The sequence below is a fragment of the Pantoea stewartii genome (genome assembly GCF_011044475.1).
In the GTDB taxonomy this organism is placed as follows: Bacteria; Pseudomonadota; Gammaproteobacteria; order Enterobacterales; family Enterobacteriaceae; genus Pantoea; species Pantoea stewartii.
Window position 1 is genome coordinate 4,021,767 of sequence record NZ_CP049115.1, and the last position, 21,182, is coordinate 4,042,948.

Genomic DNA, 21,182 nt, shown 5'->3' on the forward strand with positions numbered 1-21,182 from the left:
AAATCAGTCGGTTATATGACAAGAAGCGTAGCACTGGCCCTGGTGCTGTCAAACCCATCCCTTGGGCGAATAAAGGTCAAAATCCGCTGTATCCAGGCTGTGGACGGCGGCATTTCAAAGGGGAAAACGAAGCCATCCCGCTTTTATTTCGCTGACCCCTGCGCATCAATTTAACATTTTGACCACTTCCGGCGACGGGCTCATTTTTCTGCTTTACCTGCCAGGAAGGACTTGCGTATTGTGAAGGCCTGTCCCTCTGTCGCCCCTTTCACTATGACTGACCTGATTGTGACGATGTATCGCTCTCCCTTTGTTCTGTTAGCCCTGATTGTTGACCTGGCGATCAGTTTTACCGCTCAGGCACAAATGGGCGATCGACGAACGGTAACACAACCGGTTTATCCGCCGGTCTGCCAGCGTATTCCGGCCATGGATCAATACACTGTCAGTCAGACTATTCAACAGGCGCTGGATAGCTGCCCGCCCGGCAAAATGGTGCTGTTAGTACCCTCAACCCGTGCGAAGGTATTTTATAGCGGGCCACTGTCTTTGCCTTCGGGTGTCAGTCTGGGCATTGATAAGGGAGCGGTGTTGCGCGCACTTCCGGATCCACGATTGTATGATAACGGGCGCGGAAGCTGTGGCACGCTGGATTCGCAGGGCAACGGTTGCAGGGCGTTTATTACTCTCAGTCATGTCCGCGGTAGCGGGATATACGGGCAGGGCATGATCGACGGGCAGGGCGGAGCCTCTGTCACCGGTAAGACGCAAACCTGGTGGCAACTGGCGGCCAGCGCCAAGAGTGATGACGCAAAGCAAAATGCGCCGCGGCTGATCCAGGTTGATCACGCCCGGGATATCACGCTGTATCAGATCACCCTGAAGAATGCGCCAAACTTTCACGTGGCTGTCAGTGACAGTGAGGGCATTACGCTATGGGGCATCACCATCGACACGCCCGCGACGGCACGAAACACCGACGGGGTGGATCCCATGGGGTCCAGCGATGTTACGTTAATCAACAGTCGGATCAGTACCGGTGATGACAATGTGGCGATTAAAGCCGGAAACGCACCGGCCTCGCATATTTCCATCGTGAATAACCAGTTTGGCTCTGGTCATGGTATGTCGATTGGCAGTGAAATAAACCGAGGCGTCAGCGATGTGCTGGTGAACGGGCTGACGTTAACCGGCACGACCAATGGCCTGCGCATCAAAAGCGACCGCTCGCGCGGTGGTCAGGTGCGGGCGGTTCGCTACCAAAACATTTGTATGCAGGATGTGGACAATCCCGTGGTCATTGATACGCATTATGATCCGCACGCCAGCGGCACGATGATCCCCGATTACCGGGATATCACCTTCGACAACGTCAGGACAGGCAACGGAAAAATTACGCTGGACGGGTACAGCGAGACGTTTCCGCTTGAGATGACGATAAAAAATGTCTCTATCGCTGAGCAGGCCACGGTAGTACAACGCTTTGCCATTATTCATGGTCAATTTACGCGGGCGCCTCAGACTGCGTGCCGTTAAACAGGTCGAGGGTTGCGCTATTCCCTGAGCGCTTTTTTCTCTGCCGCAGTGCCAGCATCGCTGCTATCCGGCTCACCGTACAACTGGTTTGCCGTATCATTCGGCCAGGACTCAATGGCACCGCAGGAATAGGTGTAACTGCCTAACGCCAGTGTATAGCGCAGCACGTTCTTATCGTCTTTTGCTGCGCCCCAGATCACCTCCAGCACAGCGTTATGCGTTTCGATAAAGTGCTTCGACAACTGATCGAACTTCACGGGCACGAAGCGGGAATAGCTATTGTCTGCAGTAAACGGGCTGCTGGACATGAACAGATCGGTTTCGCCACTTTCCCGGTTTTTCAGGCCCATAAGCATGATGTTATCGGTCGTTTTCAGCAGTTGCAGTGTGATGTCCTGTCCACAGCGCTGGTGTGCGCTGGCCTGCAAATTTCCCAGCAGCGGTGCGCGTAACGGCTGAGCGAGCACATTGCCAGCCAGCTATCCTGTCGCTGTTAACGTCAGTAATGCTTTAGAAATCGGTTTCATACTCTTAATAAATGAGTCGGTGGAGGGAGCGCAAAGCATGAAGCGTTGCGCAGCGTGGTACCTTGATCTGCCACAGAGTAGGGTGCAACGGGCTGAAAAGTGAGGCGATTACTGTTTTAGCGAGGGGTTTTATCGCGGCGTTCGGATCTGACGAGATAAAATATGCTCTCCTGACGATGTTCTCTGATGCTGTTGCTATGAACAGCGTGAAGCGGGGCAGCAGAGGCCAACACAACAGACGCGAACACAGCCTGATAAGGTGCGGCATTGTTGTCGAAACAGTCTCTCTATGGCGGTAAGTAGCAGAACAGAGGGAGACAGGCCACGCCAGCCGAAAAGGCCATCCGGCTTCGCGCCGAATGACACAGTAATAGCTTCTACCCTCTCGTGAAACAGAGTCAGGCAGACGGAGGTCTACGTCGCTGAATTAGCGCTTGTTTCCTTAACGAACTCAGCGAATGATAGAGCCAATCGCATCGTATCTGAGTGAACATTATGTTGATCAGCACGGAAACCGAACGGACGCATATCGCGGACAGCCGTCTTGCCTGCACGCTTGCCGCTGTCGCCGGCGCGTTAAACACGGCTGCCTTTGAGATAGTCGGTTTCTTCTCGGCCAATATGACAGGCAACGTATCCTCACTGTCGGATTATCTGGCCAAAGCCAATGTGCATCAGGGCATCTTTTTCCTGCTGATTGTCTGCATGTTTATTTTTGGCGCGATGGTATCGACGCTGATTATTAATGCCGGACGCCGACGGCAGATTCGCACAATCTACGCTGTGAATATTCTGCTGGAAGGTGCGGCGCTGGTGGCGCTGGGCATAACCGAAGCCCATTACACGCTGGCGTCGTCCGGCGCGCTGTTGATTCTGAGCCTGAGTTTTTTGATGGGCCTGCAAAATGCGGTGGTGACCCGCATCTCCAATGCGCGCGTCAGAACGACACATGTCTCCGGGACCTCCACCGACATTGGAATCGAGCTGGCGATGCTGTTTGATGTGCTTCGGCGTAAGGCGTCGCCAAAAGACGCGCCGCTGTATGTTGAGCGCCTGCGGCTGCATACCTACACGATCCTCTCTTTCCTGGCGGGCGGGATCGCCGGCATCGGGCTCTGGCATTTACTCAATTACTACTTCCTGGTGCTGATTGGGCTGGGGCTGGTCATCCTGGCGCTGAGCGCTATGCGCAAGCGCCCCGCACTACCTGTAAGCTCTTAAGGCTTTTCCCTGCCGGAGGGGGCGGGAGCCAGCACCCTCAACGCATCATTAAGCAGGCGGAAATGGGCTGGCGTTTGCCCGATGATCTCACCATCTGCATTAATAAAGTGTGGCCGACGCGTTTGCAGTGTCAGGGCGGTCGTGCTGAACGTGCGGACATTGCGCCAGCGGCCATGAGTGCCGCGTCGCAGCGAAGGAAACAGCAACAGCAGTTGCCAGCTGCGTTTGATTTCGAGGCTGTAGACGTCCAGCAAGCCATCGTCAGGCGCGGCGCTTTGCTGTACGGTCATTCCGCCACCATAAAAGCGCCCATTGCCAACCGACACCTGCACGGTTTTAATGGCGGTTGCCTTGCCGCCATGAATCAGCGTGGCGCGGAAAGGCCGACTTTGCCGCAGAATGCGCAACGCGGCAAAGGCATAACCCAGCACGCCCCAGCGCTTTTTCGCCTGTGCCGTAAGATTACAAGCCAGCTCAGCCGAGAAACCAATACTGGAGACGTTGAGAAACAGGTGACCATTGACCTCACCGAGATCCACAGAGCGCGTATGGCCCTGGCAAATGACACTGACCGCCTGTTCCAGTTGAGTGGGAATCCCCAGCGTTCGCGCAAAATCATTGGCGGTGCCCAGCGGAAGAATCCCCAGCGGCAGCCCGGTGCGCATCAGTCCCGGCGCTGCCGCATTGAGCGTGCCGTCGCCGCCGCCCACAATCACCCAATCGATTTGGCCGGCGTAAGCAGAAATAAGATCGGGGTAACTACGTCGATCGCCCGGGGCGGGCAGGATCAGATCAATGCCCGCCTGCTGCAGCAGTTCTGTGGCGCGGGCGGCATCAATGCGGCCCTTGCGTGAACGTTGATTGATCAATAACAGCGCAGTCTTTACCCTGTGCGGCATGCTTAATCCGTTTAAGAGATGACGTGTTAACGAGACGATTAGCAGAAAGTACACATGCGGGATTCTCTGTTACAACCTTGCTTGCGCTACTTTACGTAACGGCAAAAAAGCACGCGAGTGACTACACTGCCAGTAAACCCAATGACAGACGAGGATGCCGATGACAGAACATCAATTCAGAACGCTGCTGGCTGAGAAAGGCTTTGCAGAACCGGTCATTGTCGAACGTGAAGCCCACAGTGAACTGGACCAGCACGATCATCCTTTTGAGGCGATGGCGCTGATTCTTGAAGGGGATATCACCCTGTTTACCGAAGACGGTGTCCGTACCTACCAGGTAGGAGACATTTTTCATTTGCAGGCCGGGCAACCGCACCGCGAGACGTTTGGCGCGCAGGGCGTACGTTATCTGGCAGGAAGAAAGTTGTCGTGATCGTTAAGACAGAGAAGAACAATGTTTGAGGACCTGTTTGCGCGTCTGTCGCGCTCGCCTTTTCGCCAGCGTTTTCGTCTGGGTCGTAAAGAATACGATTACTGTCTTGCGAAAGGGCAGGCCGGGGTGCAACAGCACGCCGCCGGGTTTATCCACCAGCGTCTGTCCGCCGCCCATCCGGTGAATGACGGCAAGCAAACGCCGATGCGCGGTCATCCGGTCTTTATTGCTCAGCATGCGACGGCGACCTGCTGTCGCGGATGCCTGGCAAAGTGGCACGGTATTGCGCAACATCAGACGCTGACTGATAATCAGCAGGCTTATGTGGTAGCAGTGATCATGGACTGGATTCACCAGGCTATGCAGCAACCCCCTCCTCCACGTCGCGTGCGCAAACCTGCGGCACCGGACCCGTCGCCTCAGCAACTCGATTTGTTATAGGCAACGATTATACCTCTGGTGTCCTTTTAACCAGTCAGGTTCGCTATATTTCATTTCAGGTCTATTCTTAAATCGTTCTTTGGTCTCCTGTGCCAGGATAATTACGCAAGACGACAAATTTCACACAAGAGGGAATTACGATGAAGAAAGCAATTATTGCACTGTCTGCTGTTTTACTGGCCTCGCCAGTTTTCGCTGCTACCACAACGGATGAAACTGTCGCTGAAGCGCATAAAGGCGCAGATACCGCTAAAGAAAAACTGCATCAGACGCAGCACAAAGGCCAGGAGCTGAAGCTGAAGTCTGAGCATGCAGCGGAAGGTAAGAGCAATGCCACCTCAAGCAAAATCTCTGAAGGTGCGCAGAAAGGCTGGCACAAAACTAAAGAAGGCACCGAGAAAGGCTGGGATAAAACCAAGCAGGGTGCCGAAGACCTGAAAAACAAAGCGACCAACTAAGCCGCTTTTGTGTAGAAAAAACCCACCGCTGGTGGGTTTTTTTATTCCCTATTTCTGTTCGGGGTCGGCCGGAACGGTCTTAGCCTGTAAGGCTTCGGCCTTTGCCGCCTCTGCTTCTGCGGCATCCTGCTGCGCCGTATCAGACTGTTTTTTCCCCTCTTCGATAAACTCTTCATCGATTTCCTCGATGTTTTCGCGGTTATCGCGTCCGGACAGTAAATTCCAGCAGGCAATGAACAGGGCAGCAATCACCGGGCCGATGACGAAACCGTTGATGCCGTAGATTTCCATTCCGCCCAGGGTGGCGATCAGGATCAGGTAATCAGGCATTTTGGTGTCTTTGCCGACCAGCAGTGGGCGCAGGATGTTATCCACCAGCCCGACGATGACCACAAAGAAGCCCACAAGAAACAGCCCCTTCCACAACGCCCCGGTTGCGAAGAAGAAAATCGCAGCGGGCACCCAGATAATAGCGGAGCCGACGGCAGGAATAAGCGACAGGAAACCCATCAAGGCCCCCCAGAGCAGGCTGCCATCAATATCGGTAATCCAGAAGGCCAGCCCACCTAAAATCCCCTGTACCACACCGACCACGACCGTGCCTTTTACCGTCGCGCGCGACACGGCGGCAAACTTCTTAAACAGATGATGTTTTACATAGGTAGACAGCGGCAGCGCTTCCAGAATCAGATGGACCAGATACGACCCATCTTTCAACAGGAAGAACAGCAGATAGAGCATGATGCCGAAGCCGACGGTGAAGCTGAATGTCCCCTTACCGATGATAAAGGCGCTACCGGCCAGGTACTGGCCGCCTTTGAGGGCAAAGGCCGACAGCTTTTGCTGAATCTGCGTAGCATTGTCCAGGTTGTTTTCTGCAAGGTAATGTTTGGCCCAGCCTGGCAGATGTTGCAGCAGATCGGCGAAAACGACCGGGAACTGGGCCGAGTTGGTTTGCAGCTTGTGGTAAACCGTATTCACTTCGACCACCAGCGATGACGCAATAATCGCTAAAGGCGTAAAGACGATCAGACAGATGCATAACAGCGTCAGCAGGGCGGCAAGCCCGTTACGATCGCCCAGCTTGCCTCGCAAATACGTTTTCAGCGGATGGAAGATCACGGCCAGCACGGCAGCCCAGAGAATCGGCGAGAAGTAGGGCGCTAATACCTCGAAAAAAGCCACCGTCGCGATGGCCAGTATCAGCAGGAAAAACCCGATAGTAAGTCCTTTAAAGCGCATAGGATAACCTCATGTAAACATCCCTTGATAAGCACGTATGCCGATGCGGGCATTGGCCACCCGAAAGTGTATGAATGTGGCATCGGGAATCAACGATCAATTCTGTTTTTATTTTCTCCTCACGCTGCTTTCGCCAGCGCATTCTTCAGTCGCAGACAACCGACGAGAGACAGGCCATGTCGCGCCCCCGGCCGCGGCCGCGAACGATGCCTACCTTAGCGTAGCGGGTTCGGGCGGTTTTGCTGGCGCAGCGCGACAGATTTCTGAGATAAGCCTGCCACTGACGGCTGACGCGCGGCCCAGGCTTGCGAAATAAAACTGTCATACAGCAATGCTAGCGTGACAACCGGCAAGGTCAGAGAAAAAAGGAATAATAATGAAAATGCACATTACCCTGATTGCGGCGGCGCTGTTCGTGACGCAACAGGCGCAGGCAATCCCGTTGTCTGAAGCCAGTGCGCTGGCGAACAAAACGTCTCAGGGCTCATCCAGTCCGGTATTCAATGCGCTTGAACTGCAGGCGCTGGCGGCAGAGCGCACGGCCATCCAGAACGGTGCACCTACGCTCAGCCGTGACCAGCTAAAACAGGCGAAACAAAGTGACAAACTCGCCGACTATCGCTGGCTGAAAGCCAGTGGCTACAATTTCCAGACCCAACCCCTGCAACAGGCGGGCATTGCGCTGTTATCGGGATTCAGTACGCTGCCGGATAACGTGATGAACGCTAACCGGGCCACAGTGACATCAATTAATCTTAATGCCACGCAGGGCGAACGCCGTCAGGCGCTGGCGGACGCCGAAGGGATTAGCTATCTGTATTTCCTTGCCGATGCCCTGGGACCGCGCTTAGGTAAAGCTTTTCTTGCGGCCTATGAAAAAGGCGAGCTGAGTAAAGCTGCCGCGCTGATAAAAGCCAGTGAAGTCAGCACCAGCGCGGCAAAAAAACACTTCGACTATCCACGTCCTTTCCTGCACAAAGGCAATACGATTCATCTGGTGCCGGATGACACGGTGATCAAAGATAACCAGCCTTATACGGCCGATGGGGGGGCTTTTCCCAGCGGACATACCAATACCGGCTACACCGATGCGTTATTGCTGGCTGAGATGATCCCGGAACGTTTTGATGCGTTGCTGCAACGGGGCGCGCGTTACGGGTATTCGCGGCTGGTTCTGGGCGTACATTATCCGCTGGACGTGATGGGATCGCGCATGGTGGCCCAATATAACGTTGCACATTATCTGAATGATGCTGCTTACCGGACGTTATTCGCAGAGGCTCGCCAGCAACTGCGCAGTGCGCTGGAAAAAGAGTGTGGTACCACATTAGCGGTGTGCGCAAAACCTGCGGGACAGGATGATCCCTATGGCACTGGCAGCATGAAGCCGTTTTACCGTTTCACCATGAGCTATAACCTGCCGAAGGTGGCAGGCAATAAGGCCAGGTTAACGGTTCCCGACGGCGCAGAGGTGTTGCTGGAAACCGCCTTGCCTCAATTGTCGGCGAAGCAGCGCCGTGCGCTGATGGTGAAAAGCGCGTTACCCGCCGGTTACCCACTGGGTGGGCCGGGCGCGGATCAGGCATTCTGGCAGCGGCTGGATTTAGATGCGGCCTACGCCCAGGCGAAGCACCGTTAACCTGTAACGGGCGGGAAACCCCGCCCGTGTTTGCTACAGCGTCGCCTGGGTTGGCGTCATGCCCGGCACCAGAATTACTTTTCGGCACGCTTCTTCCCGTTTTTCAAAGATGGCATAGCCCCGTGCCGCATCCTCCAGCGGCATATGGTGCGTCACAATCTCTTCCGGGGTTAAATGCCCTTTTTCGATGAGGCTGAGCAGGTCGGGCAGATAAGCATGAACATGCGTCTGGCCCATTTTGAAGGTCAGGCCCTTGTCAAACGCATCGCCGAACAGGAAGCCGTGAATAAAGCCGGCGTACACACCGGGCACGCTGACAATCCCGCCCCGGCGAACAGCCGCAATACACTGACGTAACGCTTTCCCGCTGCTGCCTTCCAGTTTCAGGTTAGTTAATACCGTTTCTGTCAGGCTGCCCTTGGCTTCAAAACCAACGGCGTCAATGACCGCATCCACGCCGCGATGGCCCGCACTGTGTTCAATGATCCAGGCGGCGGGATCGTCAGTTTTATCGAAATTAATCGGGATCACACCATAACGTTCCCTCGCAAAGTCCAGCCGGTAGTCATTATGATCGATCATATAGATCTGTTCTGCGCCCTCCAGGCGGGCGCAGGCGGCGCTGAGTAAGCCGACGGGGCCTGCACCAAAGATCGCGACGCTTGAACCCGGCTTGATCTCAGCGTTTTTGACCGCCTGCCAGGCGGTCGGCAGGATATCAGACAGAAACAGCACTTTCTCGTCCGGGAGCGTTGCAGGCACTTTAAACGGACCGGTATTCGCTTTGGGAACACGGACATATTCCGCCTGACCGCCGGGGATACCGCCGTACAGTTTGCTGTAGCCAAACAGGGCCGCGGGTGGCGTAATTTTTTTGCGGTTTAGGATCGCGCCTCTTCCGCTGTTGGTGTTTTCGCACGCGGCATACTGATGCAGATGACAAAAAAAGCAGTCGCCGCAGGCAATCACAAACGGAATCACCACCCGATCACCTTTTGCCACGGCGGTCACTGCGCGACCTGCTTCCACCACTTCGCCCATGAACTCATGGCCAAAAATGTCGCCATGATCCGTACCCGGGATTTTTCCCCGGTACAGGTGCAGATCTGAGCCACAAATAGCCGTGGCGGTAACGCGAAGAATAATATCATCGGCCGCTTCCAGACCGGGATCGGCAACATTATCAACGCTGACTTTATGCGGACCATGCCAGGTTAAGGCTTTCATGTAGTTGACTCCTGTAAACCGGTGAAGGACAGCAACGGCGCGGTCGGCGATACCAGCCCGACAACAGTCGTCGCCAAAATTTGTAAGGGTGCTTGAAGTGTAGTGAGGGAAAAACGGGTAAGCAGAGCGGTGGGGTGAAACCAGGAAACAACCACGGCCTGTAAAGCCTTTCCTGTAGGGGATGATGCGCATAACCCGCCCGGAATCTGCAAGATATGACGCATTACTTGAACTCAGGTCGTCAGATAGTGTAAAAAAACGCACGCGCAATCGATTACGCAGCGGCAGCCTGAGGCATTCCTGTCGCCCGCGTTTACCTGTTCCCTCTGAGAACGGCCACACTTTTACCCGCAACTGGCCGCCTTTGCGGCTGATGCATACTCTGGAAAAGCTAATGAAAACCTCGCACACCCGCCCCCTGGAATCTGCCCGCATTACAGAAGAAACGGGCTGGCGTAAAACGGATACCGTCTGGATGCTGGGGCTTTACGGCACCGCAATCGGCGCAGGCGTCCTGTTTCTGCCCATCAATGCGGGGATGGGCGGTCTGTTGCCGCTGATAATTATGGCGCTGCTGGCTTTTCCGCTGACATTTTTTGCCCATCGCGCCTTAACGCGTTTCGTGCTGTCAGGCAGTCATCCGGCGGGCGACATCACGGATGTGGTGGAGGAGTATTTTGGGGCTGGCGCAGGCAGGTTGATCACGCTGCTCTATTTCTTTGCTATCTACCCCATTTTGCTGATGTACAGCGTGGCGATGACGAATACGGTCGAAAGCCTGATGGTCAATCAACTTGGGTTGACTGCGCCCCCGCGCGCCTTACTGGCGCTGCTGTTAATTGTGGGCATGATGACGGTGGTGCGCTTCGGCCAGACCATGATTGTCAAGGCGATGAGCGTGCTGGTTTATCCCTTCGTCGCGGTGCTGATGTTGATGGCCGTCTGCCTGATTCCTCACTGGCACGGCGCTGCACTGCAAACGTTGCACAGCGGCGGCGGCAACCTGTGGAGCACCTTGTGGCTGGCCCTGCCGGTGATGGTCTTTTCTTTTAATCACTCGCCGATTATCTCATCATTTGCGGTTGCCAAACGTCAGGAATACGGCGCCCAGGCTGAGCAAAAATGCTCACGGATTCTGGCCTGCGCGCACCTGTTAATGGTGCTGACCGTCATGTTCTTTGTGTTCAGCTGTGTGCTGAGCCTGTCCCCTGATGACCTGCGGTCAGCGAAAGCTCAGAACATTACGATATTGTCCTATCTGGCGAACCATTTTAATGCGCCGCTGATCGCCTGGACGGGGCCGGTAATCGCCATGGTCGCAATCGCTAAATCCTTTCTCGGGCACTACTTAGGGGCACGCGAAGGGTTTAACGGCATCGTTAACAAAGCGCTGCGTAGCCGGGGCAAGACGATTGCGCCTCAGCGGCTGAATCGCCTGACGGCAGGCTTTATGCTGCTGACGACCTGGTTGGTGGCGACGCTCGATCCTAATATTCTGAGCATGATTGAAACCTTGGGCGGCCCGGTGATTGCGGTCATTCTGTTTTTAATGCCGATGTACGCTATTCATCGTGTTCCTGCCATGCGTCAATACAGCGGCAAGCTCAGTAATGTCTTTGTGGTGGCCAGTGGGCTGATTGCCATTTCCGCTATTTTCTATTCGCTTTTGCAGGCGTGACTGACGGGCGGCTGGCAACGCCGCCCTGTGTTTCTGCCGGACAGCGATCCTCTGTTCACGGCTTCAGACGTATTCGTTAAAAAAAGTTTTAAATTTTTTACGAATTTGCATGTTAAAGTTAACGAGAATAATTCTTATTCCTTAACAGGGTTACTAAACATGAAATTCGGTATTTTTGCAGCAACATTGTTGGCCTCAACCGTCTGTTCGGCAACGACGTATCCTGTCACCGTCACCGACATGGATGGCCAGCGTATCACGCTGCAGAAAGAGCCCCGGCACATCATTTTGCAGGACGGGCGCGACATTATGGCGCTGGCGTTGCTGGATCGTGATAATCCGTTCAAACGCGTCGTGGCCTGGAACAATCTGCCCAAAAAGCAGGACACGCAAACGTGGGCGCTGCTGGAGAAAACCTGGCCGCAGGCTGCCAGTATTGTGGATATGGGATTCAACGATCAGGGACAGGTAAACCTTGAAAGCGTGCTGGCGCAGAAGCCGGATCTGATGATTGCGCAACTGCGTGCCAAACCGGCGCTGATGCAATCTGGGGTACTGACCACGTTGAAAAGCCTGAATATCCCGGTCGTGTTTGTCGATGACGAACTGCATCCTAAGCAAAATACGGTGCCAGGGATAACGTTGCTGGGCAGCGTGCTGAACCGTGAAGCGGAGGCGAAAGCCTATACAGATTTTTATCAACAGCGCTGGCATGCGCTGCAAACGAAAATCGATCAGGTCAAAAACAAGCCTACCGTCTTTATTGAACCGATCGCCGGTAACAGCGACAGCTGCTGTTTTACCCACGCTCACAGCGGCTGGGGCGGGCTGGTTGAGGCGGTCGGCGGCAAAAATATTGGCTCGTCACTGCTGCCCGGTAATGCCGGTTTTGTGTCGCTGGAGAAGATCATCGCCATGAAGCCGGACGTTTACATCATGACCGGCTCGAAACGGTCCAACAGCAACGTGTTGCCGCTGGGCTACGGGGCGAATAAACAGGATGTCGCCACCACTTTTACCACATTACTAAAACGCACAGGGCTGGCGCAGATTGAGCCGGTGAAACAGGGAAAGACCTACGGGATTTATCACCACTTTTATAACCATCCCTACAACATTATTGGTATGGAAATTCTGGCAAAAGATCTTTATCCAAAGCAGTTTAGTGACCTGGATCCTACCGCGGATTACCACAACATTATCCGCCAGTTTACTAAATTACCGGATGCGCCCGTCATGCTGAGTTATCCCTGATACCTTTCCCTGAGGCGCGAACCTGTTGACCGCCGCGTGCAGGCTGAATTATGTGTTGAGTCAGCCTGCATAACGCGCTGCGGTTGAGGCTGATCCGCTTATCGGAAAGGATTCCGTTACGTTGCCGATGACCGCGCGCCTCTGGCTGACGCGCTTTCGTGCCGTTTAACATCATGGTCGGGCTGACCCTGCTCGCCTGATTACGCGTGAGTCTCTGCTGTCACCCTGTTGTTCTTCCACCTGCGGCGTCGTTCAGCGCGTCCTGAGACACGGCGCTTTCATCTGCTGACTTTTAAGAGTTTTGGCGATACTTATTGTGACGCCTCATGCCGATAGTAGTCATAACGGCGCGTCGTCGCCGTTACACTGGAGGCAGTACCATGAAAAAAATAAAATCAGTTTTAGTGAGTGTCCTTTTAGCATACAGCACCCTGTACAGCCTGCCGGGACTGGCGGATGGCCCCGGTGGTCCTGGTGGCCCATGGCATCATCCGGGACGCGGTCCTGATGGTTTCGGCCCGCCGGGCCTGCGACGCGAAGGACCGCCGGGACCGGGTGGACCGCCATCGCCTGATGCGCGTCGTGACTACGACCACGATCGGTTTGCGTGGGAAGGGCATGAATTCCGGCGCGGCCGACCCGTTCCACGGGAATATTGCGGCGACAGATACCGGATCGATGACTGGCGTGAGCGCGGGTTGAGAGAGCCACCGGAAGGGCAGCACTGGGCGGATATCGATGGTAACTATGTGCTGATTGCAGCGGCCACCGGCATTATCACCTCACTCATCCTCAACAACGCGTTTCATTGATCACCATACAGGGATGGCAGATGCCATCCCTTTTTTATGCCACATACGCTGCATTATCAGGCTATTCTGACAGTGAATCCTGAACGTTTCCCTGCTAAGGAGTTCTGATGACCACGGTAAAAATGGTTGCCGTTGATATGGACGGCACCTTTCTGGATGACAAAAAGCAGTACAACCGCGCCCGTTTTCTTGCCTGTTACCACCAGCTCAGCCAGCGAAACATCAGGTTTGTGGTCGCCAGTGGCAATCAATACCACCAACTGCGGTCGTTTTTTCCTGAGATCGCCAGCGAGATCGCGTTCGTCGCTGAAAATGGCGCATTGATTATCGACAGGGATGAAGAGCTGTTCTGTGGCGCGTTCTCACGCAGCGACATTGATGCCGTGCTCGATACGTTGAAAAACGGACACTATCCCGACCTGCGTTATCTGCTTTGTGGACGAAACAGCGCCTATTATTTTGAGGGAATGGATGAAACGTGGCTGGTGAAGATGCGTCACTACTGTCACCGGCTTAAGCCAATACGTACGCTTGATGAGGTGGCTGACGATCGGATACTGAAATTTGCGCTGAATCTGTCAGACGATTACGTCGAGCCTTTAATGGCGGATATTGGTCGCCTGCACGCAGGATCGGCAGCAGCCACATCCAGCGGTCACGGCTCGGTAGATTTAATCGTGCCCGGTCAGCATAAAGCCAATGGCCTGAACCTGCTGGCACAGCGCTGGGACATTTCCCACGATCAGGTGCTGGCCTTTGGTGATGGCGGTAACGATCTGGAAATGCTCCAGCAGTCCGGGTACAGCTTCGCCATGCGCAATGCGCCGCAACGGGTAAAGCAAACGGCGCGTTTTTTGGCTCCCGGAAACAATGAGGAAGGTGTCCTGCAGGTGATTGAACAGATGCTGGCAGGGGAAGCGCCGTTCAATACAGCGGCAGCGCAGCAGAGGTAGTGGCCTGATGCGGGCGGGCAAAACGCCCGCCCGTGGGCTACGCGGTGACGGTCCAGGCACGAACAAGCATGTCGTGCATCTCATCTTTACTGTAGCTGATCAGACTGTTTTTACTGTTCGCGCGGGCCAGAATCCAGGCCACGTCCGCTTCGCTCAGCGTCGGGCCATCCAGCCAGAATGCGGTAATCGCGGTACGTTGCAGCCAGGCTTTCAGGTCACGTGCCGGAGAGTCCGTTTGCGTGCCAAACAGCTGCTGATGCATGTCGGCCATCAACTGACGTTGTTCAGGATGCTGGCTCACGGCCAGATGGTCCAGAAACGTGAATAACAGCCTGCCGCAGACTTCGCCATGATGGAAAGGCTTTATCGCCCCCAGCTCGCCCGCAATACCGTGAATCACGCCCAGACCGGCAGTGCTCAGGCTGACACCGCCCAGCCAGGAAGCCATCATCATCGCCTCACGCGCCCGATCGCCTGTTTCATCCAACTGGTTCAAGGCCGGCCAGGCCTGGATAAACTGACGCAGCCCACTCAAGGCCATCTGACGGGTAAAGTGGTTGCCCTTGCCAGACAGGTAGGCTTCAAACAGATGTGTGAAGGCATCGATCCCGCAGGTCGCCAGCACAGTATCGGGGGCGCCTTTGAGTAAGTCGGGATCCAGGATGGCGACCTGCGGCACAAATACCGGATGACGCAGCGACGCTTTGATCTGGATATCCTGCTGGTCGGTCACCACCGCGTTTTGGGTAACTTCGCTGCCGGTGCCCGCCGTGGTCGGAACGGCGATGAGGGGAAGGGTAACCGGGTTGACCGCCGTATCGCCGACTTTTTCCAGATAACGGGCCGTGGAGAGTGGATGCTGAATCATGGCGCTAAAGGCTTTAGCCGCATCCAGTACGCTTCCGCCGCCTATCGCGACGACCCGATCAACATGCCCTCGCCAGCGGGTGACCCAGCCATCAATATCCGCCGGGGAAGCCTCATGGCTGACAATTTCATAACCCACAATATGATCGTTCAGGGTGGTTTTGATACGTGCATAAGCTTCCCCCTGCAAAAATGACCGGCCGCAAAAGAGCAGAGTGGCCTGGGGTTGGGCAGCCAGCAGAGGAATCAGCTTGCTGAGGCTTCCCCGGCCAAAAAGGGTATGTTGATTGCTGTACAGCTCACTCAGATTGTCACTCACCCGCGCATCCTTTTGTCTCTTCGCTAAGCTTTGAGTGTAACGAAAACCCAACGTCAGGCCTTAAGAAACTTTCTGATAGCGGTCGGTTAAAAAGTTGATCACCTTCGCAAAACGTAAATTCATCCCTGGCGGGGTGATGCGCGAGTCGGGATGTTACCCTTAACATGTTATCGGTAACAGGGTGTGTCAAAACATAAATGTCACGACATTTCCCTGATTTTAAGCGTCCTCCGGGACCACGATAACCAAGCGGCACTGACATCATTCAGGGCATCAGGTGGAGAAAAATTATGCCATTACTCTATGTGGCGATTGGCGTGGCATTACTGTTACTGCTGATGATTCGCTTTAAACTTAATGGTTTTATCGCGTTGATTCTGGTTGCGCTGGCGGTGGGCGTGATGCAGGGCATGCCGGTCAACAAAGTGATTATTTCAATTAAAAATGGCGTGGGCGGCACGCTGGGCGGTCTGGCGCTGATTATGGGTTTTGGCGCGATGCTCGGTAAACTGCTGGCCGACTGCGGCGGTGCGCAGCGTATTGCCACCACATTGATTGCGAAGTTTGGCACGCGGCATATTCAGTGGGCGCTCGTGCTGACCGGCTTCATCGTGGGGTTTGCGCTGTTTTATGAAGTCGGTTTTGTCTTAATGCTGCCGCTGGTGTTTAGCGTCGCCGCATCAGCACGTGTCCCGCTGCTGTTTGTGGGCGTGCCGATGGCCGCGGCACTGTCCGTAACCCACGGTTTTCTGCCTCCCCATCCGGGCCCGACCGCCATTGCGACGCTGTTCAACGCAGATATGGGGAAAACGCTGCTGTTTGGCACCTTACTGGGCATTCCAACGGTGATTCTTGCGGGGCCGGTTTATGCCCGTTTCCTGAAAGGCATTGATAAACCGATTCCGGAAGGCCTGTACAACCCCAAAACTTTCACGGAAGCGGAAATGCCGGGCTTTGGAGTCAGCGTCTGGACATCGCTTGTGCCTGTAATACTGATGGCGCTGCGCGCGGTGGCCGAAATGGTTCTGCCTAAAGGGCATGCCTTGCTCCCTTATGCTGAGTTCTTTGGCGATCCCATCATGGCGACACTGATTGCTGTGCTGATTGCTATCTTCACCTTCGGTCTGAATCGTGGTCGCAGTATGGAACAGGTCATGGATACCCTGAGCGACTCCATCAAGATTATCGCCATGATGCTGCTCATCATTGGCGGCGGCGGTGCCTTTAAACAGGTCCTGGTGGACAGCGGCGTGGATAAATATATCGCCGGTATGATGCATGCAACCAGTCTGTCGCCTCTCTTCATGGCATGGTCAATCGCTGCTGTGTTACGTATTGCACTCGGATCCGCTACCGTTGCGGCCATTACGGCAGGCGGCATTGTGGCACCACTGATTGCGACCAGCGGTGCCAGCCCTGAACTGATGGTCATTGCGGTGGGCTCGGGCAGTGTGATTTTTTCACACGTTAACGATCCGGGGTTCTGGTTATTTAAAGAGTATTTTAACCTGACGATAGGCGAGACGCTTCGCTCCTGGTCTGCGCTGGAAACCATTATTTCGGTGTGTGGGCTGGTGGGCTGTTTGTTGCTCTCTTACGTGGTATAGAAATCAGAGTGTAGAAAACAAAAGGGCCGCACAGAACGGGCGGCCCAAAAGGTTAATCTGCATCTTCAAAACCCGCTTTCACCATTTCTTCTCGCAGTGCGCGGGCAATCTCACGGTTACCGCCCGTAACCGGATAAATCACATTGTTGACCACATCATCAAGGTAATGCTCCGCAAACTCTTGTCGGGTCAGTTGCGTGCCGCCTTCATCATTGATGGCGAAAAAACCTTTGATTTTGTCGCCGCTGTACTTTGCCTTAAGGCTGTAGCGGCCCATACTGGTATTAATACTGCTCATAAGGTCTCTCCCTGCTCTGCATTTGGACTGTCAACATTCTCGGGCTTTCCTGTCGGCATAAATTTTAGCCAGGAATAATCTGCAAAACGAAACGGCAGGCCGCACTAAAGCCACGCGATGCGATACTTCTCACAGAAAGAAACCGCTAAAACCGATTATTGCCTTCCGGTATGCGATCACGGCTGGCAAAAAGCAAACGGCAAAATCTCGCCTATACTGTCAGGGGATTGTTTTATTAGGTAAGGGATATGAAATGAAAATAATTTTGTGGATCATCGCCATCATTTTTATCGTCGGACTGCTGACGCTGACAGGCGTGTTTAAGCTCATCTTCTGATCGTGTTTTTTCGGGCATCCAGACGGGTGCCCGATGCCTAAAATTTTCCTGTGTGTTGTTTCTCTCCCCTTCGTATTTCAGCCTGCATCTCTGCGTCATCCCGACAAGGCTGTGCCATCCCCGGGTACGTTGTGGCCGCAATCGCTGTTCTTCTCATCAAGGCCCTCGTACGCCCGCACAAGCAGGATCAGCGCCCGGTTTCATAGAGGAGTAGGACAGGGACACACCATATTTTAGCGGGCTTCTCAGTAAGCCCGGTTGCCTGTAAGTTGCTGTTTCGCTGGCTGAAGGGCAGGTAAGCGGCTATTTGCCCTTGCCGTTTGGGATGTGTTCAGATTTTTTACGTTAAAATTTCCCCACTTTTCCGTAACATGAATGATAATTACATGCTGAAAATACCCGGAGAGGGACACGTATCCGGGATTGAGGCGTTTTTCCGTTACTGAGTTTCAGTGTGGAATACTGAATTTAATCGAAACGATACAGGTAGCATTGACGTGAATAAATCTCTTTTTTCAGGCCCTTTTTTGGCCCTGTTTGTCTCTTTTTCCCTCCAGGCCGCCACATTTACCCAGCAAATCAAATCCGGCTGGAACATCTTTAGCGATAATGTTCAGCAAACCTGGGAACAACCGCAGAGCATCGATCTTTATGTGCCTGCCATCACCTGGCACAACCGTTGGACCTATGACAGAGAGCATATTGATCGCTACAACGAACGTCCTTGGGGAGCGGGCGGTGGCGTTTCCCGTTACGACGAGAAAGGGAACTGGCATGGCCTTTATGCGATGGCGTTCAAAGACTCCTTTAATCATTGGGAACCCTTTACAGGCTATGGCTGGGAAGCGACCTGGCGCCCGCTCACTAATCAGGCATTTCATTATGGACTGGGCTATACGGTTGGGGTAACGGCAAGGGATAACTGGGGATATTATCCCATCCCGGCTATATTACCTCTGGCATCAGTAGGTTACGGCCCAGTGAACTTTCAAATGACTTACATTCCAGGGACTTATAACAACGGGAACGTGTATTTTGCCTGGGTGCGCTGGCAGTTTTAACTGTCCGCGCCAGTGAATAAGTCACCGAAGGGTAAATAAAATGGATATTTATCACTTTTTCATCAAATCAGGCTGGACAAAACCTTCAGCAATTGCTGTACTAGATGACGACACAGTTTAGTGTCCATTTTTCATGTAAAGGTAATATAGATGTCTAAGATTAAAGGTAACGTTAAGTGGTTTAATGAATCTAAAGGATTCGGTTTCATTACTCCTGAAGATGGCAGCAAAGATGTATTCGTACACTTCTCTGCGATCCAGAGCAATGGCTTCAAAACTCTGGCTGAAGGTCAGCGTGTAGAGTTTGAAATCACTGACGGCGCAAAAGGCCCATCTGCTGCTAACGTTATCAGTCTGTAAGTTAACAGTCAGAATTCTAAAAACCCGCCTTCTGGCGGGTTTTTTTATGCCTGCGTTAATCTGATTTTTGCTGCGGCGAGAACCCTGCTTGCGGTGTTGCTCACTTTAACCACACGAACTGCTGCTTTCCTGCTGCCTTTCTTAATCCAGCCAGCCGCTTATCCGCCGTCAGGACGGTATTTCAGCGCATAAATTGCGCTACCAGTCACAGATAGCTCCTGTAACATAATTATAACAACCTCCCGAGGCAGCATTTTCGGGCTGATCGGGTTATAACTACCTTTCTACATCGCAGAGGAAGAGGTGACAGGATGAATATTCGCCCCGCCCAGGCCAGGGACAGTTTCGTGTTGAGCGCGCTGTTAAGTGAATTAGGTTATGGCGGCACAGAGTCGTTTATTGAACAGCGCCTTGCCCAGTTGATAACCGATCCCAGTGAAACGCTGCTGGTGGCCGAACACGGTAATCAGGTGCTGGGTTTTCTCTCTATGCACTTCATCCCACAACTGGCCCTGGCCGGTGATTTTGCCCGCATCAGCTATTTTTGTATTGCCGATGGTGAGCGCAGCAAAGGGGTGGGACAGACGCTGCTTAAGCAGGCTGAAGCGCTGGCGGCGCAACATGGCTGTGATCGCATGGAAGTACATTGTCATGCGTCACGCCTTAAAGCCAACCAGTTTTATGGCCGCGAAGGGTATGTTGAATCACCACGCTACCATGTGAAAGCCTTACAGCCATTATAAGCGCCACAGCAGGGCTGCTGTCGGCAGGGAGGATGACGAATGAAAGTCGCGCTGGGTCAGTTTGTCGTTAAACGGGAATGGCAGGAGAATGCGCAAGCCTGTATAAACATGATGGCACAAGCCCGGGAAGCCAGCGCCGATCTGCTGGTGCTACCGGAGGCCGTGCTGGCCACAGATATGACCAACCCTGACTGGATACGGGAAGCGGCCCAACCGCTGAACGGCCCGTTTCTGACCCAGTTACTGACCGCCAGCCAGGGGCAGGCGCTGACGACCGTGTTCGGGATGCATGTGCCGGGCGACAGCCATAAAGTCTTTAACGTTCTGGTGGCCATTCGCGACGGCAAGATTCTGGCGGAATACCGCAAGCTGCATCTGTACGACGCCTTTTCAATGCAGGAATCGGCGCGGGTTGAGGCCGGTCAGGACGTGCCGCCGTTGGTGCCCGTGGCGGGCATGAACGTTGGGCTGATGACCTGCTATGACGTGCGGTTTCCGGAAATGGCACGACGTCTGGTGCTGGATGGTGCTGACGTGCTGGTCGTGCCATCAGCGTGGGTCAGAGGACCGCTAAAAGAGATGCACTGGGATTTACTCACCCGAACGCGAGCGCTGGAAAATACCTGTTATGTATTGGCGGTGGGCGAGTGCGGCGCACGTAATATTGGCAACAGTATGGTGATCGATCCGCTGGGCGTACCCATAAGTCGCGCCGCGGAGTCGCCTGCTTTGATCGTTGCCGATCTGGACCCACAGCGCATTGCGGCGGCGAGGGCTATGCTGCCGGTGCTGGAGAACCGTCGCTTTGCCCGGCCAGAGCTGGATCCGGCGCGTTGATCCCCGAGGCGCGGGGGGAACGGGCAAAGCGTAGCGCATAAAATGCGTCGGACGTTTTCTTACTCTGTTACAGATTCCGCTTGAGGTTGCCCCTAAACTGCGCCTAAATAGTCATTACCGTTATTCGTCAGATTATAAGGTTAAATATGGAAGGTATCAGTATTGCCAAGCTGCTGATTATCGGTGCGCTTATCGTACTGCTTTTTGGCACCAACAAGTTACGTTCTCTGGGTGGCGATCTGGGCTCCGCAATCAAAGGCTTTAAAAAGGCTATGAAAGACGAAGATTCCAGTGCAGCACGTACCTCAGCGGAAGAAACCCCTGCAGAACGCGTTTCTCATAAAGAGTAAGACCGCGTCAGAATGACAGAAGTGTTACTTTTTATTTCTGACTGCAGAAAAAAACCAGATTGCGGACAATCTGGTTTTTGTTT

Annotated in this window: 23 protein-coding genes; 17 read left to right on the plus strand and 6 right to left on the minus strand. The window is 54.0% G+C overall.

The window, feature by feature from the left end; genetic code table 11:
- Positions 1 to 240: 240 nt before the first annotated feature.
- Positions 241 to 1,536 (plus strand): glycoside hydrolase family 28 protein, encoded by a 1,296-nt coding sequence (locus G5574_RS18950; protein WP_244964694.1) that lies wholly within the window; start codon positions 241 to 243, stop codon positions 1,534 to 1,536.
- A gap of 17 nt (positions 1,537 to 1,553) precedes the next feature.
- Here the strand turns inward: G5574_RS18950 and G5574_RS18955 are convergent, their stop codons facing one another.
- Positions 1,554 to 2,003: a hypothetical protein gene (locus G5574_RS18955; RefSeq protein ID WP_243835872.1), complete on the minus strand. Its 450-nt coding sequence runs from the start codon at positions 2,001 to 2,003 to the stop codon at positions 1,554 to 1,556.
- A gap of 555 nt (positions 2,004 to 2,558) precedes the next feature.
- Between G5574_RS18955 and G5574_RS18960 the strand changes: the two genes are divergently transcribed.
- Positions 2,559 to 3,284: a YoaK family protein gene (locus tag G5574_RS18960; protein ID WP_054688006.1), complete on the plus strand. Its 726-nt coding sequence runs from the start codon at positions 2,559 to 2,561 to the stop codon at positions 3,282 to 3,284.
- Here G5574_RS18960 and G5574_RS18965 read toward each other — a convergent pair.
- Complete coding sequence (locus G5574_RS18965) at positions 3,281 to 4,183, minus strand: lipid kinase (protein ID WP_164483049.1); 903 nt, start codon at positions 4,181 to 4,183, stop codon at positions 3,281 to 3,283. The genes G5574_RS18960 and G5574_RS18965 overlap by 4 nt on opposite strands.
- 160 nt (positions 4,184 to 4,343) lie before the next feature.
- On the opposite strand from G5574_RS18965, the gene G5574_RS18970 reads away from it, so the two are divergent.
- The 3 genes from G5574_RS18970 to G5574_RS18980 all read left to right on the plus strand — a co-directional run bounded on the left by G5574_RS18970 (position 4,344) and on the right by G5574_RS18980 (position 5,515).
- Complete coding sequence (locus G5574_RS18970) at positions 4,344 to 4,616, plus strand: cupin domain-containing protein (protein WP_033737438.1); 273 nt, start codon at positions 4,344 to 4,346, stop codon at positions 4,614 to 4,616.
- A gap of 21 nt (positions 4,617 to 4,637) precedes the next feature.
- A complete protein-coding gene (locus G5574_RS18975; RefSeq protein ID WP_039342914.1) occupies positions 4,638 to 5,057 on the plus strand; it encodes a DUF4186 domain-containing protein in 420 nt (139 codons plus the stop codon).
- Between the two features lie 140 nt (positions 5,058 to 5,197).
- On the plus strand, positions 5,198 to 5,515 hold the full coding sequence (locus tag G5574_RS18980) for a hypothetical protein (protein WP_033737439.1): 318 nt from the start codon (positions 5,198 to 5,200) through the stop codon (positions 5,513 to 5,515).
- Between the two features lie 48 nt (positions 5,516 to 5,563).
- Here G5574_RS18980 and G5574_RS18985 read toward each other — a convergent pair whose 3' ends face one another.
- Complete coding sequence (locus G5574_RS18985) at positions 5,564 to 6,757, minus strand: AI-2E family transporter (protein ID WP_033737441.1); 1,194 nt, start codon at positions 6,755 to 6,757, stop codon at positions 5,564 to 5,566.
- 376 nt (positions 6,758 to 7,133) lie between these two features.
- Here G5574_RS18985 and G5574_RS18990 point away from each other — a divergent pair, with 376 nt between their 5' ends.
- On the plus strand, positions 7,134 to 8,396 hold the full coding sequence (locus tag G5574_RS18990; RefSeq protein WP_054688004.1) for an acid phosphatase: 1,263 nt from the start codon (positions 7,134 to 7,136) through the stop codon (positions 8,394 to 8,396).
- A gap of 33 nt (positions 8,397 to 8,429) precedes the next feature.
- Here the strand turns inward: G5574_RS18990 and G5574_RS18995 are convergent, their stop codons facing one another.
- Positions 8,430 to 9,623: a zinc-dependent alcohol dehydrogenase gene (locus G5574_RS18995; RefSeq protein WP_054634334.1), complete on the minus strand. Its 1,194-nt coding sequence runs from the start codon at positions 9,621 to 9,623 to the stop codon at positions 8,430 to 8,432.
- A gap of 394 nt (positions 9,624 to 10,017) precedes the next feature.
- Here G5574_RS18995 and G5574_RS19000 point away from each other — a divergent pair, with 394 nt between their 5' ends.
- The 4 genes from G5574_RS19000 (at position 10,018) to G5574_RS19015 (ending at position 14,320) form a co-directional block, all read left to right on the plus strand.
- Positions 10,018 to 11,301, plus strand: a complete 1,284-nt coding sequence (locus tag G5574_RS19000; protein WP_244964652.1) for an HAAAP family serine/threonine permease — start codon at positions 10,018 to 10,020, stop codon at positions 11,299 to 11,301.
- 159 nt (positions 11,302 to 11,460) lie between these two features.
- The gene (locus tag G5574_RS19005; protein ID WP_039342958.1) at positions 11,461 to 12,555 is read left to right on the plus strand and encodes an ABC transporter substrate-binding protein; all 1,095 of its coding nucleotides are present in this window, start codon (positions 11,461 to 11,463) and stop codon (positions 12,553 to 12,555) included.
- A 380-nt stretch (positions 12,556 to 12,935) separates the two neighbouring features.
- Positions 12,936 to 13,367 (plus strand): RcnB family protein, encoded by a 432-nt coding sequence (locus G5574_RS19010; protein ID WP_164483051.1) that lies wholly within the window; start codon positions 12,936 to 12,938, stop codon positions 13,365 to 13,367.
- Positions 13,368 to 13,474: 107 nt separating this feature from the next.
- Entirely contained in the window at positions 13,475 to 14,320 is an 846-nt protein-coding gene (locus G5574_RS19015) for a Cof-type HAD-IIB family hydrolase (RefSeq protein WP_039342908.1), read from the plus strand.
- Positions 14,321 to 14,357: 37 nt separating this feature from the next.
- Here G5574_RS19015 and G5574_RS19020 read toward each other — a convergent pair whose 3' ends face one another.
- Positions 14,358 to 15,506 (minus strand): iron-containing alcohol dehydrogenase, encoded by a 1,149-nt coding sequence (locus G5574_RS19020; RefSeq protein ID WP_164483052.1) that lies wholly within the window; start codon positions 15,504 to 15,506, stop codon positions 14,358 to 14,360.
- Between the two features lie 290 nt (positions 15,507 to 15,796).
- Here G5574_RS19020 and gntT point away from each other — a divergent pair, with 290 nt between their 5' ends.
- Positions 15,797 to 17,113, plus strand: a complete 1,317-nt coding sequence (gene gntT, locus G5574_RS19025; protein WP_110267785.1) for a gluconate transporter — start codon at positions 15,797 to 15,799, stop codon at positions 17,111 to 17,113.
- A 52-nt stretch (positions 17,114 to 17,165) separates the two neighbouring features.
- On the opposite strand, the gene G5574_RS19030 is transcribed toward gntT, so the two are convergent.
- Positions 17,166 to 17,411, minus strand: coding sequence for a hypothetical protein (locus G5574_RS19030; RefSeq protein WP_006118397.1), 246 nt, complete (start codon positions 17,409 to 17,411; stop codon positions 17,166 to 17,168).
- 253 nt (positions 17,412 to 17,664) lie between these two features.
- Between G5574_RS19030 and G5574_RS24080 the strand changes: the two genes are divergently transcribed.
- The 6 genes from G5574_RS24080 (at position 17,665) to tatE (ending at position 21,099) form a co-directional block, all read left to right on the plus strand.
- Positions 17,665 to 17,748 carry a small membrane protein YohP gene (locus G5574_RS24080; protein ID WP_019105993.1) on the plus strand — a complete coding sequence of 28 codons (84 nt, stop codon included), beginning with the start codon at positions 17,665 to 17,667 and terminating at the stop codon, positions 17,746 to 17,748.
- A 527-nt stretch (positions 17,749 to 18,275) separates the two neighbouring features.
- The gene (pagP, locus tag G5574_RS19035) at positions 18,276 to 18,809 is read left to right on the plus strand and encodes a lipid IV(A) palmitoyltransferase PagP (protein ID WP_164483263.1); all 534 of its coding nucleotides are present in this window, start codon (positions 18,276 to 18,278) and stop codon (positions 18,807 to 18,809) included.
- 150 nt (positions 18,810 to 18,959) lie between these two features.
- Positions 18,960 to 19,169, plus strand: coding sequence for a transcription antiterminator/RNA stability regulator CspE (cspE, locus tag G5574_RS19040; RefSeq protein WP_006118399.1), 210 nt, complete (start codon positions 18,960 to 18,962; stop codon positions 19,167 to 19,169).
- A 311-nt stretch (positions 19,170 to 19,480) separates the two neighbouring features.
- Positions 19,481 to 19,912, plus strand: coding sequence for a GNAT family N-acetyltransferase (locus G5574_RS19045; protein ID WP_033737452.1), 432 nt, complete (start codon positions 19,481 to 19,483; stop codon positions 19,910 to 19,912).
- A 39-nt stretch (positions 19,913 to 19,951) separates the two neighbouring features.
- Positions 19,952 to 20,749: a deaminated glutathione amidase gene (locus tag G5574_RS19050; protein WP_110267783.1), complete on the plus strand. Its 798-nt coding sequence runs from the start codon at positions 19,952 to 19,954 to the stop codon at positions 20,747 to 20,749.
- A 146-nt stretch (positions 20,750 to 20,895) separates the two neighbouring features.
- Positions 20,896 to 21,099 (plus strand): twin-arginine translocase subunit TatE, encoded by a 204-nt coding sequence (gene tatE / locus G5574_RS19055; RefSeq protein ID WP_006118401.1) that lies wholly within the window; start codon positions 20,896 to 20,898, stop codon positions 21,097 to 21,099.
- Positions 21,100 to 21,182 lie beyond the last annotated feature (83 nt).

Bases quoted from the DNA above. Each gene is read 5' to 3' on its own strand.
- gntT (WP_110267785.1), top strand. From the start codon at position 15,797: ATGCCATTACTCTATGTGGCGATTGGCGTGGCATTACTGTTACTGCTG.
- G5574_RS18980 (WP_033737439.1), top strand. From the start codon at position 5,198: ATGAAGAAAGCAATTATTGCACTGTCTGCTGTTTTACTGGCCTCGCCA.
- G5574_RS19045 (WP_033737452.1), top strand. From the start codon at position 19,481: ATGAATATTCGCCCCGCCCAGGCCAGGGACAGTTTCGTGTTGAGCGCG.
- G5574_RS19050 (WP_110267783.1), top strand. From the start codon at position 19,952: ATGAAAGTCGCGCTGGGTCAGTTTGTCGTTAAACGGGAATGGCAGGAG.
- G5574_RS18975 (WP_039342914.1), top strand. From the start codon at position 4,638: ATGTTTGAGGACCTGTTTGCGCGTCTGTCGCGCTCGCCTTTTCGCCAG.
- G5574_RS19030 (WP_006118397.1), bottom strand. From the start codon at position 17,411: ATGAGCAGTATTAATACCAGTATGGGCCGCTACAGCCTTAAGGCAAAG.
- G5574_RS18970 (WP_033737438.1), top strand. From the start codon at position 4,344: ATGACAGAACATCAATTCAGAACGCTGCTGGCTGAGAAAGGCTTTGCA.
- G5574_RS19010 (WP_164483051.1), top strand. From the start codon at position 12,936: ATGAAAAAAATAAAATCAGTTTTAGTGAGTGTCCTTTTAGCATACAGC.
- G5574_RS19015 (WP_039342908.1), top strand. From the start codon at position 13,475: ATGACCACGGTAAAAATGGTTGCCGTTGATATGGACGGCACCTTTCTG.
- G5574_RS18995 (WP_054634334.1), bottom strand. From the start codon at position 9,623: ATGAAAGCCTTAACCTGGCATGGTCCGCATAAAGTCAGCGTTGATAAT.
- G5574_RS24080 (WP_019105993.1), top strand. From the start codon at position 17,665: ATGAAAATAATTTTGTGGATCATCGCCATCATTTTTATCGTCGGACTG.
- G5574_RS18985 (WP_033737441.1), bottom strand. From the start codon at position 6,757: ATGCGCTTTAAAGGACTTACTATCGGGTTTTTCCTGCTGATACTGGCC.
- tatE (WP_006118401.1), top strand. From the start codon at position 20,896: ATGGAAGGTATCAGTATTGCCAAGCTGCTGATTATCGGTGCGCTTATC.
- G5574_RS19000 (WP_244964652.1), top strand. From the start codon at position 10,018: ATGAAAACCTCGCACACCCGCCCCCTGGAATCTGCCCGCATTACAGAA.
- G5574_RS18990 (WP_054688004.1), top strand. From the start codon at position 7,134: ATGAAAATGCACATTACCCTGATTGCGGCGGCGCTGTTCGTGACGCAA.
- G5574_RS18960 (WP_054688006.1), top strand. From the start codon at position 2,559: ATGTTGATCAGCACGGAAACCGAACGGACGCATATCGCGGACAGCCGT.
- G5574_RS18965 (WP_164483049.1), bottom strand. From the start codon at position 4,183: ATGCCGCACAGGGTAAAGACTGCGCTGTTATTGATCAATCAACGTTCA.
- cspE (WP_006118399.1), top strand. From the start codon at position 18,960: ATGTCTAAGATTAAAGGTAACGTTAAGTGGTTTAATGAATCTAAAGGA.
- G5574_RS19005 (WP_039342958.1), top strand. From the start codon at position 11,461: ATGAAATTCGGTATTTTTGCAGCAACATTGTTGGCCTCAACCGTCTGT.